General features: G+C 75.3%; 12 protein-coding genes. 7 read left to right on the top strand and 5 right to left on the bottom strand.

The window, feature by feature from the left end:
- Nucleotides 1-43: 43 nt before the first annotated feature.
- Together ACGF5C_RS13250 and ACGF5C_RS13245 are read right to left on the bottom strand one after the other, a co-directional pair.
- Entirely contained in the window at nt 44-226 is a 183-nt protein-coding gene (locus ACGF5C_RS13250; RefSeq protein WP_393300767.1) for a DUF397 domain-containing protein, read from the bottom strand.
- A complete protein-coding gene (locus ACGF5C_RS13245; RefSeq protein ID WP_393300764.1) occupies nt 217-1020 on the bottom strand; it encodes a helix-turn-helix transcriptional regulator in 804 nt (267 codons plus the stop codon). Before ACGF5C_RS13245 ends, ACGF5C_RS13250 begins: the two co-directional genes overlap by 10 nt.
- A 251-nt stretch (nt 1021-1271) precedes the next feature.
- Between ACGF5C_RS13245 and ACGF5C_RS13240 the strand changes: the two genes are divergently transcribed.
- The 4 genes from ACGF5C_RS13240 to ACGF5C_RS13225 all read left to right on the top strand — a co-directional run bounded on the left by ACGF5C_RS13240 (nt 1272) and on the right by ACGF5C_RS13225 (nt 3966).
- The gene (locus tag ACGF5C_RS13240; protein WP_393300762.1) at nt 1272-1643 is read left to right on the top strand and encodes a hypothetical protein; all 372 of its coding nucleotides are present in this window, start codon (nt 1272-1274) and stop codon (nt 1641-1643) included.
- 109 nt (nt 1644-1752) lie between these two features.
- Nucleotides 1753-2520 carry an SGNH/GDSL hydrolase family protein gene (locus ACGF5C_RS13235; RefSeq protein ID WP_393300759.1) on the top strand — a complete coding sequence of 256 codons (768 nt, stop codon included), beginning with the start codon at nt 1753-1755 and terminating at the stop codon, nt 2518-2520.
- A 3-nt stretch (nt 2521-2523) separates the two neighbouring features.
- Nucleotides 2524-2970 (top strand): hypothetical protein, encoded by a 447-nt coding sequence (locus ACGF5C_RS13230; RefSeq protein ID WP_393300756.1) that lies wholly within the window; start codon nt 2524-2526, stop codon nt 2968-2970.
- A gap of 93 nt (nt 2971-3063) precedes the next feature.
- Nucleotides 3064-3966 carry a sulfurtransferase gene (locus ACGF5C_RS13225; RefSeq protein ID WP_393300753.1) on the top strand — a complete coding sequence of 301 codons (903 nt, stop codon included), beginning with the start codon at nt 3064-3066 and terminating at the stop codon, nt 3964-3966.
- Nucleotides 3967-4014: 48 nt separating this feature from the next.
- Here the strand turns inward: ACGF5C_RS13225 and ACGF5C_RS13220 are convergent, their stop codons facing one another.
- Together ACGF5C_RS13220 and ACGF5C_RS13215 are read right to left on the bottom strand one after the other, a co-directional pair.
- Nucleotides 4015-5229: a hypothetical protein gene (locus ACGF5C_RS13220; RefSeq protein ID WP_393300750.1), complete on the bottom strand. Its 1215-nt coding sequence runs from the start codon at nt 5227-5229 to the stop codon at nt 4015-4017.
- Nucleotides 5226-5756 (bottom strand): SigE family RNA polymerase sigma factor, encoded by a 531-nt coding sequence (locus ACGF5C_RS13215; RefSeq protein ID WP_393300747.1) that lies wholly within the window; start codon nt 5754-5756, stop codon nt 5226-5228. Before ACGF5C_RS13215 ends, ACGF5C_RS13220 begins: the two co-directional genes overlap by 4 nt.
- Nucleotides 5757-5957: 201 nt before the next feature.
- On the opposite strand from ACGF5C_RS13215, the gene ACGF5C_RS13210 reads away from it, so the two are divergent.
- Nucleotides 5958-6527, top strand: a complete 570-nt coding sequence (locus ACGF5C_RS13210) for a VanZ family protein (RefSeq protein ID WP_393300745.1) — start codon at nt 5958-5960, stop codon at nt 6525-6527.
- Here the strand turns inward: ACGF5C_RS13210 and ACGF5C_RS13205 are convergent.
- A complete protein-coding gene (locus ACGF5C_RS13205; protein ID WP_393300742.1) occupies nt 6418-7776 on the bottom strand; it encodes an MFS transporter in 1359 nt (452 codons plus the stop codon). The genes ACGF5C_RS13210 and ACGF5C_RS13205 overlap by 110 nt on opposite strands.
- A 118-nt stretch (nt 7777-7894) precedes the next feature.
- Between ACGF5C_RS13205 and ACGF5C_RS13200 the strand changes: the two genes are divergently transcribed.
- On the top strand, nt 7895-9682 hold the full coding sequence (locus ACGF5C_RS13200; RefSeq protein WP_393301077.1) for an HSP90 family protein: 1788 nt from the start codon (nt 7895-7897) through the stop codon (nt 9680-9682).
- A 2-nt stretch (nt 9683-9684) separates the two neighbouring features.
- A complete protein-coding gene (locus ACGF5C_RS13195) occupies nt 9685-12552 on the top strand; it encodes a hypothetical protein (RefSeq protein ID WP_393300739.1) in 2868 nt (955 codons plus the stop codon).
- Nucleotides 12553-12581: the final 29 nt, after the last annotated feature.

Below are 12581 nucleotides of genomic sequence, written 5' to 3'. Positions count from 1 at the left end.
CCGGGGGTGCCCGATTCGCAGCGGAGTGGTTGCGCTACGCCGGTCAGCGCCGCCTGGTGAAGTCGACGAACGACTGCCACGCCTCGGGGGCGAAGCGGAGCGTGCCGCCGCTGCGGTCCTTGGTGTCGCGCACCAGCACGACGCCGGGCAGGTTGTCGGCCACCTCGACGCATTCGCTGTTGCCGCTGCGGGTGGACTTGCGCCAGGTCGCGCCGGTCAGGTCCATGACGTGATCACTTCCTTCACCAGCTCGGCCGACTGCCGCCGAGGCAGTGCCTCGCTGCGGACGCTCTCCCATCTGGCGATCAGGATAGCCATGTCTTCGTCCTTGTCGATCGGCGTGCCGCCGAGCTGGTTCTCCAGGTAGCCGACCCATCCGCCGTCGTCGCCCCGCGCGAGGGTGAACGGACCGGCGAGCCCGACGTGTGTGCTGACTTCCGCCGGGATGACGTGCACGCTGACGTGCGGACGCTCGACGCACTGGACCAGGTGGGCGACCTGCTGCGTCATGATCCCCCGGAAGCTCTCGTCGGCTCGGCGGAGAACGGCCTCCTCGATCACCGCCACGAGCTTGGGCGGCTGTGGCCGGCCGAGAACGGCCTGCCGCTCCAACCGGACCGCCACCCGCTTCTCCACCTCGTCGTCACTCAGCATGTCGTCGGCCCGGATCACCGCGCGGGCGTAGTTCTCGGTCTGGAGCAGGCCGGGAACGAGTGTCGGGTGGTAGCACCAGAGCTGCTGGGCATTGCGCTCCGCTTCCAGCCAGGGGCGTAGCCAACTGGGCTGGCCGTCCCGTTCGGCCAGCTTGAGCAGGGACGTCAGCAGGCCACCGGTCCCCAGCACCTCGTCCGCCCGCTTGAGGAAGAAGCGGTCCAGCGGCCGCTGCCCCAGCTCGACGGCGGACACCTGGGAACCGGAGAAGTGGACCAGTTTCCCGAACTCCTCCTGGCTCAGGTTGGCGTTAAGCCGCAGCCGCCGGAGTTGTGCCCGGATCAGCTCCGCGGTCGGCTCACCTTCCACGCTTCCTCCACGATCTTCCCGGCGTCGCCACGGCCCTGCCGCACGGACGGAACAGCCGACCTGACCTCGCCACGGCCGGCGCCGATACCTTCCGAGAGTAGTTACGTCCTCACCAGACTGTCACGTAGCGGACCCACTCCCGTCCGGTCCGTTCCGGGGCCGCCCGTGAATCCCCCCGGTGCAGGGGCGGCCCCGGCCTACACGTCATCGAGGAGGACTGAGGAGATGCCCAACCCGATCCGCTGGTTCCGGTGCCGTACCAACGGGGGGCGCTGGTGATCTCCGGCCAGCTTCCCGTGCCGCGCCTCGGCCCGTACGCCGACCGGCCTCGGGCGTATCCACCGGACCACCCGCCGCATCTGCCCATCCGCCCACTGTGGCTGTGCCGGGCCTGTGGCCTGCCGTGGCCCTGCGCCTCCGCCCGGCTGCTGCTCAAGGTCGAGTACGACGGCCGGCACCTGGACCTCGCCGTCTACCTCTCCGGCCTCTATCACGAGGCGAGCCACGACCTGTTCCGGCTGAACCCGCACGACGGCCCGACACCACGCGACCTGTTCGATCGGTTCGTCGCCTGGGGCCCCTACCGTCGGCCCCTGGTCGAGCCGGCGGATCCGCCTTCCTGACGCCGCCGATGACCTCCGCCACGTTTGTCGGGCAGGCGAGGCCGGTCGCGGCGGAAGCGGTGACAGACTGTCCGGCGCTACGGTTCGCCGGAGGTTCGGAGGGTCACCAGTGCGCTGGCGCAGCTTCGTGGCGGTGGGAGACAGCTTCACCGAGGGCATGGACGACGCGTACCCGGACGGCACGTACCGGGGCTGGGCGGATCTCGTGGCCACCCGGCTGGCCGCCGAGGCCGGCCCCGACTTCCGGTACGCGAACCTGGCCATCCGGGGCCGGCTCTTCCCGAACGTGGTGGCCGAGCAGGTGCCGGCGGCGCTCGCGATGAAGCCCGACCTGATCAGCTTCGCCGCCGGTGGCAACGACGTGCTGCGCCGCACCTTCGACCCGGACGCGCTGGTGGCCCGCTTCGCCGACGTGGTGCGGGACCTGCGCTCCGGCGGCGCCGACGTGGTCCTCTTCCGGTTCGCCGACGTGATGGCCCGGTTGCCCGGTCAGCGGCTCGTCGCGCCCCGGGTCCAACTGCTCAACCGGGCCGTCGGCGAGACGGCGGAGCGGCACGGCGCGATCCTGGTCGACCTGTACGCCGACGACACCTACCTGAACCCGATGTTGTGGAGCACCGACCGGCTGCACCTCTCGGCGGCCGGGCACCGGCGGGTGGCCGGGCAGGTGCTGACCGCGCTCGGCGTGGGCTGCGACGAGGAGTGGCTGTTGGTGCCGCCGCACCCGGCGCCGACGCCCTGGCTGGCCGCCCGGGCCGCCGACCTGCGCTGGGCCGGGCAGCACCTGGCGCCGTGGATCAAGCGCCGGCTCACCGGCCGCTCGTCCGGCGACACGGTCACCGCGAAGCGGCCGTCGCTCGGCCCGGTCACGGACTGAGCCGTGCTCACCCTGCACACCGCGCCGCTGCTGCGGACCGCTCCCGACGCCCCGCCGACCGCCGGGGCCGCCGTCGCGGTCCGGGCCGACCGGATCGTCGCGGTCGGGCCGCTGGCCGAGCTGACCGGGACGTACGCCGGGGCCCGGATCCGCCGCTGGCCGGGCACGCTCGGGCCGGGGCTGCTGCACGACGCCCCGTTGCCAGCCGCCGACACCCCGCGCGAGCGGGTGCACGCGCTGCTGCGTCGGGGAGTGACCGCGGTGCTGGCGCGACAGGTTGCCGATCCCGCGCTGCGGGCCGCCCTGGACCGGGGCGACCTGCGGGTGCTGCCCGCCGCCGTGCCGCCGGCACTGGTGCCGGGCGGTCGCGCGGACCTGGCCGTGTTCGACGCCGACGGCGCCTGCCTGGTGACCGTGGTTGCCGGCCGGATCGCCCACCGCCGCGCCTGACCACACCCCCGCATTCGCTGCTCGCACCCGTCTCCGGCGACCCGGTTGCCGATGGCGGGCCGCCGGCCCGCGATCCGGCGTACCTTGGGGATCATGTCTGTGCCGAGCGATCCCGATCCCCGACTCCAGTCGTACGCGGACCCGCAGCGGCTCGTCACCACCCAGTGGCTGGCCGATCACCTGGGCGACGAGGGCCTCGTCGTCGTCGAGTGCGACGAGGACGTGCTGCTCTACGACACCGGTCACATCCCCGGTGCCGTCAAGGTGGACTGGCACACCGAGCTGAACGACCAGGTGACCCGGGACTACCTCAACGCGAGGAGTTTCGCCGAGCTGTGCGCCGCCAAGGGCATCGGCCGGGACGACACGGTCGTCTTCTACGGCGACAACTTCAACTGGTGGGCCGCGTACGCCCTCTGGGTGTTCTCGCTCTTCGGCCACCCGGACGTGCGGCTGCTTGACGGCGGGCGGCAGAAGTGGGCCGCCGAGGGCCGGGAGCTGACCCGCGACAAGCCGTCCCGGCCGCGCGCCGACTACCCGGTGCCGCAGCGCAACGACGCGCCGCTGCGGGCGTACCGCGAGCAGGTGATGGCGCACGTCGCGGCGGGTCGCCCGCTGGTCGACGTCCGGTCGCCGGGCGAGTACACCGGCGAGATGCTGCACATGCCGGACTACCCGCAGGAGGGCGCGCTGCGCGGCGGGCACATCCCGGCCGCGGTGAACAAGCCGTGGAAGTCCGCCGCGAACGACGACGGCACGTTCAAGTCGCCGGACGAGCTGCGGGCGATCTACGCCGACCAGCTCGGGCTCGCCCCGGACGACGACATCGTGGCCTACTGCCGGATCGGCGAGCGGTCGAGCCACACCTGGTTCGTGCTGCGGCACCTGCTGGGCTACCCGCAGGTGCGCAACTACGACGGCTCGTGGACCGAGTGGGGCAACCTGGTCCGGGCCCCCGTCGTGAAGGGCGACCAGCCCGGCGGCCTGCCGAGCTGACGGTCGGCCGGGCCGGGCGGGGTCAGCTGGCAGGCTCAGCTGGCAGGCTCAGCCGGTGGCGAGGGAGACCGCGCCGTACAGGTTCCGCGTCACGCCGGTGACCTCGACGGTGTCCGGCCGCCAGCGCAGCAGCCCGCCGGGGCTGTGGCGGAGCAACACCGATCCGTCGCGGTCCCAGCCGAGCACCTCGCAGCAGCCCTTCCACCGGTCCCTGCCCAGGTTGAGCAGGTGGGTCACCACGCCGGTACGGGCGTTCAGCACCGCGACCCCCTCCAGCGAGCCCGTGTTGCCGATGGTGATCCAGCCGGCCCGGGCCACCAGGTCGCCGCGCTGCCAGCCGCGCCCGTAGAACTCCTCGACCAGGTTGCCCGGGGGCAGCGCGCGGAAGTCGAGCGAGCCGCTGCCCCGGCGCGTGCCGCCGCCACCCCACTCGATCTGCGTCAGGCTCGGCGGCATGCCGGTCAGCTCGAGCAGGACGTTCGGCCGGTCGTTCCGGCCGGGGTCAGCCGGGTCGCGCAGGTCCGGGGTGGCCGGGTCGGGCGTCACCACGTTCCAGGGCGACACCGGCAGCTTCCGGGCGGCGCCCGTGCCCGGGTCCACCTCGTACGTCGTCGCGTCGTCGCCGACGAGCAGCCGGTCGCCGGACCAGAGGACGTGCTCCAGGTAGCCCTTGAGCGGGAACCGGCGGACCGCCGCGGTGGTCAGGTCGACCACGATCACCTCGTCGGTCTGGGCGAAGGCGGCCGTCCGCCCGTCCCGGGAGAGGCTGCCGGTCTTCAGCGGCACCGCCTCGTTGCCCTCGGCGTCGCGGGTCCGGGCCGGGGTGACGACGTCGAGGTCGCGGACGATGCCGTCGTCGCCGAGCACCCGGATCCGCCCCTCGGCGCCGGTCTGCGGGTCGACCGGCTGGTGCAGGGCCAGCGCCCGGCGGACCGGCCGGGCCGAGAGCGTCGCGGCGACCGGGTCACCGAGCCGGCCCAGCGGGTCACCGGGGTAGCTCAGCTCGGCCGGCGGCGTCTGCACGGGCGCGGGGTGCCGGGTCGGGCTCGGTGTCGCGCTGGTGGCCGGTGGCGACGGATCGGCGGGGCGCAGTGCGATCGCCGTACCGCCGGCGAGCAGGGCGACCGCGAGCGCGGCGGCACCGGCGGCGCGGCGGGTACGGCGGACCCGGCGGGCCCGTTCCCAGCCCGCCGTCGCCGGCTGTGCCGGCCGGACGTCCTCGGCGGCCAGGGTCAGCAGTCGGGTCAGTTCCTCTTCCTTCACGACTTCACCTCCATCCCGCTCGCCAGGCCGTCGTCGCGGCCCAGTTCCGGCGCGACCTCGCGGAGCCGGCGCAGCGCCGCGTGGCACTGGCTCTTCACGGTGCCGACGGTGACGCCGAGGGCCTCGGCGGTGGCCGCCTCGGTGAGGTCCTCGAAGTAGCGCAGCACCAGCACCGCCCGCTGCCGGGGCGGCAGGTGGTCGAGCGCGTCGCGCAGCGCGAGCCGCAGCGCCCCGTCGCCCTCCTGCGCCGCCCGTTCCGGCGGGTACGCGGCGAGCCACTCCCGTCGGCGTCGCCGCCACCACGAGACGGCGTCGCGGTAGAGGATGGCCCGCACGTACGCGGCCGGGTCGCCGTGCCGCACGGTGGGCCAGCGCAGGGCGAGCTTGAGCAGCGCGTCCTGGAGCAGGTCCTCGGCCTGGTGCCGGTTGCCGCAGACCAGGTAGGCCGCGCGCAGCAGCCGGTGCTGGTGGCACTCGACGAAGGTGACGTAGCCGTCCCGCCCGTCGTCGGTCGTCGCCAGTCCCATCCGCCCTCCCTCCGGCCGGCCGTCGCGTGCGGCGTCACCTGGCAGACGCACGGGCCCCCGGAAAAGGTTGGGCGCCCCCGGCACCACGTTCCGATGCGCCAGGATGAGGCCGTGGCGCGGGGACCGGTGGCGTTTGTGCTCGGGGGCGGAGGAGCCCTCCGGCCGCACCACCGGGAGCGGGCGCCCGGCTAGGCTGCGCCGATGGCGCAGGTGTGGCGGGACTGGGGCGACGTCCTGCTCGCCGTGCTCGCCGGGCTGCCCCTGCTGGTCCTGGCCACCGTCGTGCTCGCCCGCAGCCGGCGGGACGCCGCGACCGCGCGGGATGCGTGGCGGCGCAGCGTCGCCGAGGTGGGCGCGGTGGCCGGCACCCTGCCCTGGGTGTGGATGATCCTCACCCCGCGCGCCGCGCCCCGCCAGGTCGACGCGGTGCCGCTGCGGGACCTGGTCGACCTGCTGACCGGGCCGCCGGCGACCGCCGTGGTCCAGGTGGTCGGCAACCTGCTGGTCTTCGCCGCCCTGGGCTTCTTCGCCCCGGTACGGCTGGCCGCGCTGGCCGGCGTCGGGCGGCTGTTCCTGCTCGGCGCGGCCGGCTCCGTGCTGGTCGAGTCGTTGCAGTACGCGCTCGACCTCGGCCGGGTCTCCTCGGTCGACGACGTGCTGCTCAACGCGACGGGTGCCGCCCTGGCCGGCCTGCTGTCCCGGCGGTGGTGGGCGGGGCGGCGGGCGGCACCGGCGCGGCCGGTCGCAGCACCCGCCACGCCGCGAGGGTGACCAGCACGAAGACGCCGGCCACCGCCGCCGCCACCGGCCCGACCCCGTACGCCGTCCCGGCCAGCCCGGCGAGCGCCGCCCCCACCGGTGCGGTGAGCAGGCCGACCATGCGCTGGGCGGAACCCACCCGACCGAGCAGGTGGGCGGGCACGCGGCCCTGCCCGTACGCGGCCCAGAGGCTGTTCCACACCGTGGTGCCGGCCGCGAAGACGGCCAGCGCCAGCCCGCCGGGCACCGGGTGCCGGGCCAGCGCGAGCGCGGTCAGCGCGACGGCCTGGGCGGCGAGTACGGCCCGGAGCGCGGGCACCGTGCCGAGCCGGGCGGCCAGCCTGCCCGCTCCCAGCCCCCCGGCGAGCCCGCCGAGGACGGCCGCCGCGGCGAACAGCCCGTACCCGGCGGGCGGCACCCGCAGCACGTCGAGCGCGTAGAGCACCAGCACCGCCAGCAACCCGCTGATCGCCAGGTTGCTCCCGGCGGTCAGCACGGTGAGCCGCCACAGCGTCGCGTCCCCGCGCACCCACCGCACACCCTCGACGACCTCCCGCCACACCGCCCCCTTCCTTCCGCCGCACCTCTGCCCCCGCCCACTCTCCGCGATCTTGCAGTTGTGGTCCTCGCTCTGCGGCGTATTGGCGGGTTTGTCGGGGCACAACGTGCAAGATCGCGGAGAGTGGGGGCGGGTCGGGCGCAGGGCGAGGGTGAGGAGGGCGGCGGCGGCGAAGGTGAGGGCGTCGAGGGCGAACGGCAGGGGCGCGGCGAGGGCGAAGAGCACGCCGGCGGCGGGGGCGCCGAGGAAGCCCCCGGCCACCGCCGTGCCGGCCTGGAGGCGGCCGTTGGCGTGGGACAGGGCGGCCGGCGGCACCACCGACGGCAGCATCGCGAACGCGGCGGCGTCGAACAGGGTGCCGAGCGCGGCGAGCAGGAACGCCGCCGCCACCAGCGCCGCGACGCCGGCCCGGTCGAGGGCGACCGCGACCGCCAGCCCGCCCACCACGGCGGCGCGCAGCCCGTCCACCGCCGCCATCGTGCGGCGGCGGTCCCAGCGGTCCGCGTACACGCCGCCGAGCAGGCCGAACAGCAGCGGCGGGAGCTGCCCGGCCACGGTCACCACCGCGATCACCCGGGGATCGCGGGTCAGCGTCACGGCCAGCAGCGCCAGTGCCGGCGTACGCAGGGCGTCGCCGAGGCGCGAGGACACGGCGGCGGACCAGAGCAGCCGGTAGTCGCGGCCGAGTGGGGAAGCGGTCATGACGGCGAGCCTCGGGGGTCGACCGGGTCGAGGGTCAAGCCGCCGGGAAAGGGGGACGCGCGTGTCGGTGATCATCGGTACGGTGGGCGCCGGCATCGGACCCGGGGAGCATTCCAGCGTGGACCACACCTTCCAGGTCGACCTCCGTGGCGTGGTCGACCTGCTCAGTCACCACCTCTACGGCAGCCCGCGGGTGTACGTCCGCGAACTCCTGCAGAACGCCGTCGACGCGATCACCGCGCGCCGCGCGACCGACCCCGACGCGCCCGCGCTGGTGCGCGTCGAGCCACCGGAGCTGACCGGCGACGGCACGCTGCGGGTGCACGACACCGGCATCGGCCTCACCGAGGCACAGGTGCACGAGCTGCTCGCCACCATCGGCCGCAGCTCCAAGCGCGACGAGCTGGGCTTCTCCCGGCACGAGTTCCTCGGCCAGTTCGGCATCGGCCTGCTCTCGTGCTTCCTGGTGGCCGACGAGATCCGGGTGGTCACCCGGCACGGCGACCACCCGACGGTGCACTGGACGGGTCACTCCGACGGCCGGTACGCCGTCGAGCTGGCCCCGCCCGGCGCCGGGCGGGCCGAGCCGGGCACCACGGTGACGCTGGTGCCCCGCCGCGACGCCGACCAGTGGTTCGGCACCCCGACGGTGGTCGACCTGGCCCGGCTCTTCGGCGCGCTGCTGCCGGTCACCGTCCGGGTCGGCGACGTGGTGACCACCTCCGGGCCGCCGCCCTGGCCGACGACCCCGGGCGCGCCGGTCGACCGTGCCGCGCTGGTCCGCTACGCCCGCGAGACGCTCGGCTTCGACCCCTTCGACGTGCTGCCGCTGTCGGTGCCGGAGGCCGGCCTGACCGGGGCGGCCTTCATCCTGCCGAACCCGGTGAACCCGGCGTCCCGGGCCGGCCACAAGGTCTACCTCAAGCGGATGCTGCTCGCCGAGCACGCCGACGGGCTGCTGCCGGACTGGGCCTTCTTCGCGCACTGCGTGGTGGACGCCAGCGAGCTGCGGCCGACGGCCAGCCGGGAGGCGCTCTACGAGGACGGCCTGCTCGCGGCCACCCGGGAGGCCCTCGGCGACCAGGTGCGCGGCTGGCTGGTCCGGCTCGCCAAGCACGACCCGCGGCGGCTCGCCGAGTTCCTCCAGGTGCACCACCTCGGGGTGAAGGCGCTCGCCCTGCACGACGACGAGATGCTCCGCCTGGTCGACCAGTGGTGGCCGATGGAGACCAACGTCGGCACGCTCACCCTGGCCGAGTTCCGGCAGCGGCACGGGGTGGTCCGCTACGCGGCCAGCCTGGACGAGTTCCGCCAGCTCGCCGCCGTCGCCGCCGCGCAGGACCTGGCGGTGGTGAACGGCGGATACACCTACGACACGGAGCTGATCGAGCGGCTGCCCACGGTGGACCGTGCCGTGCTGATCGAGCGGCTGGAGCCCAGCGACCTGACCACCCGCTTCGACAGCCTCGACCCGCAGGTCGAGCTGGCCCTGCGGCCGTTCCTCTCCGGCGCCCAGCGGGCCCTGGAACGGCTCGGCTGCGAGGTGGTCGTCCGGGCGTACGACCCGGTCTCGCTGCCGGCGCTCTACCTGGTCAGCCGGTCGGCGGCGTTCAACGACCAGCTCGCGGCGACCCGGGACCGGGCCGACGAGCTGTGGGGCGGGGTGCTGGACGCGCTGGCCGCCTCCGCGCCGCCGGACCGGCCACAACTGGTGCTCAACCACCGCAACCCGCTGGTCCGCCGGGTCACCACGCTGACCGACCCGGAGCTGGCCGGGCTGGCCGTCGAGGCGCTCTACGGGCAGGCGCTGCTGCTCGGGCACCATCCGATCCGCGCGGCCGACGCCGCGCTGCTGAACAGTTCCTTCCTCGGCCTGCTCGGCCGGGCCGTGCCGGGACAGGAGTGAGTGTGAGCACCGAAGACGAGGACCTGTGGCGGGTGCTCCGCGAGGTCGGCAACATGCCGTACGGCGCGGGGCAGATTGCCGCGACGGAGCAGTTGCTGCGCCGGGTGGACGCCGGCGACGACCGGGAGCTGGCCTTCGTGACCCGGATGCAGGCCACCACCGCGTACGTCTACGGGGGCGAGCCGGCCAAGTCCTTCGTCACCTTCTCGTGGTGCCTGGCCGAGTTCGACCGCGATCCGCAGCCCTACCACCCGCGCTACGCCCACCAGCTGCTCTGGCACGTCAAGTACATGGTCACCGGCCTGCTCCGGTTTCCCGAGGTGCCGCTGGACCGCACCTACGCGGTGCTCGACGACATGGAGCGCCGCTACCGGGAAGGCGGCCACAGCCTCCAGGCCGTCCACAAGCACCGGTTCCTGGTGGCGGACCACCTGGGCGACGCCGACGCGGCCGCCCACTGGTACCGGCTCTGGCAGACCACCCCCCGCGACGAGCTGTCCGACTGCGCCGGCTGCGACCCGACCACGCAGGTGCAGTACCTCGCCGACACCGGCCGGCACGCCGAGGCGGTCGCGCTTGCGGAGCCGGTCCTCGCCGGCCGGCTCAGCTGCACCGAGCAGCCGCAGGCCATCCTCACCGCGCTGCTGGTGCCCTACCTGCACACCGACCGCCCGGAGCAGGCACGCGACGCCCACCGGGAGGCCTACCGCCGACTGCGGGGCAACCTCTCGGACCTGTGGGACATCGGCAACCACGTCGAGTTCTGCACGCTGACCGGGAACGACGCCCGCGCGGTGGAAATCGTCGAGCGGCACCTCGACTGGCTCGACCGGGCACCCTCGCCGGCCGCCGCCATGCACTTCGCCGCTGCCGGTGCCGCCGCGCTGCGCCGGGCCGGCGAGCTGACCGTCTACCGGCGGGCGGCCGGCGACCGGCCGGCCGGGGAGATCACGGCGTCCGCGCTCGCCGCCGAGCTGACCGGCACCGCGACCGCGTTGGCCGCCCGGTTCGACGCCCGCAACGGCACCTCGTACCAGTCCGAGTGGGTGGCCCGTCGGCTCGCCGCCGAGCCGACGGGCGCGCACCTGCCGCTCTCGGCCAGCCTGCGCCGTCGGCCCGTCCGGACGGCGACGGCCGGTTCGTCCGGCGCGGCCGACCGCGCCCCGGCACCGGGTGCCGCAGGCGCCGCCAGCGTCCCGGTGCCGACCGACGCCGACGCCGACGCGCTGCTCGACTTCGCTGAGGAGCGGCTGCGCCGCCACGACCGCGAGGCGTTCCGGGCCGCGCTGGCCGGCTGGGACGACCGGTTCGGCGCCGGGGAACTCCCGGCAGGGACGGCGGCCCACCGGTTGGAGTTGCGCGCCGCCGAGCTGGGCGACGAGGACGCGCCGGCCACGGTCGAGGCCCACCGGGCGGCGATCGCGGCGTACCGGGAGCTGGGTGACGAGGTTCGGGCGCAGGTCGTCGCCGGGCGGCTCGGGGTGCTGTTGGCCATGGTCGACGAGAGCGCGGACGAGGGGCTGGAGCTGGTCCGGGCGTCCGCCGACGCGCTGGACCGGCGGGGCGACGACCGGCAGCGGGCCGCCGGGCTGGACCGGGTCGCGCTGGCGCTCATGCACCGGGAGCGCTGGGCGGAGGCGCTCGACGCCCTCGACCGGGTGCCGGCCGAGGCGGGCGGCGACCCGTGGCTGGCCGCCCGGATCGCGTTGCACCGGGCCCACACGCTCGAACAGCTCGACCGGGAGGCGGACGCCCGGGCCGCCGCCCACCGGGCCCGGGACCTCGGCCGGGACCTCGGTCTCGGCGACGTCGTCACCGCCGCCTGCCTGGCGTACGCCAGGACCGCCGACGATCCAGCCGAGGCGGTCGCCGCCTGCGACGAGGCGCTGCGGGTGGCGCCGACCGAGGCGTGGCTGCCGGTCCGGGTCGCGCGGGCGCGGGCCCTGATGGCCGCCGGCCGGGCCGCCGACGCGGTGGACGACTTCGCCGAGGCGGTGACCCTCTGCGTCGAGCGGGGCACGGAGGGGGACGCCTTCCTGCGCTGGGAGCTGGCGAACGCGTACCGGGTCGCGGGGCGGCTGGGCGAGGCGGCGGAGGTCGCGGAGGAGGCGGTGCTCGGGCTCGACCGGCTCGGCGCGCAGGCCGAGGCGGACCGGTGCCGGCACCTGCTGGCCGGCGTCTACGAGGGGCTGGGCGAGATCGACCCGGCGCTCGCCCTGCTCGACCAGCTCGCCGACAACCTGGACGGACCGGACAACCTCCCGCACCGGGCGCAGGTGCTGGAGGAGGCCGGCGGAATCCTCTACGACGCCGACCGGGACGCGCTGGCGGCGGGGCGGTTCGCGGCGGCGGCGACCGCGTACCGGCAGGCCGACCTGCCGCTCGACGAGCTCCGGGCCCGCCGCCGGCAGGCGTACGCGGAGTTCTGGGCGGGCGACGAGGCGACGGCCCTGCGCACCGTCGAGCTGCTGGACAGGCTGGCGGCGGAGCTGGCCGGCCAGCCCGACGAGCCACCGCCGGTGACGTACGAGCTGGCCTTGGCGGCCGAGGTCGGGGCGCGGGTGCTGACCGGGGAGGGACGGGAGGCCGAGGCGTACGACCGGCTGGCCGGGGTGCCCGCCCGGCTCCGGTCGATCGAGGCGTTCGGCGAGGCGGCGCAGGTGGAGGTCTTCACCGGCGAGCTGCTGCTGCGGCTGGACCGGCCGGCCGAGGCGGAGCGGCTGCTGCGCGAGGTGCTCGGCGGCCTGCCGGCCGGATCCCGCCCGGTGCAGCAGGCCGCCTGGCTGCTGGCCCGGGCGCTGGACCTGCTGGATCGCCCGGCCGAGGCCGCCGCCCTGCGGGCCGAGTACGACCTCGACCACGAGCACTGACGGTCGCGCCGTCCGGGCCGGGTTCTCCC

Origin of the sequence: Micromonospora sp. NPDC047620 (assembly GCF_043205005.1) — a bacterium.
In the GTDB taxonomy this organism is placed as follows: Bacteria; Actinomycetota; Actinomycetes; order Mycobacteriales; family Micromonosporaceae; genus Micromonospora.
The sequence above is the reverse complement of the archived record's forward strand: the minus strand, read 5'-3'. Positions and strand labels throughout refer to the sequence as shown.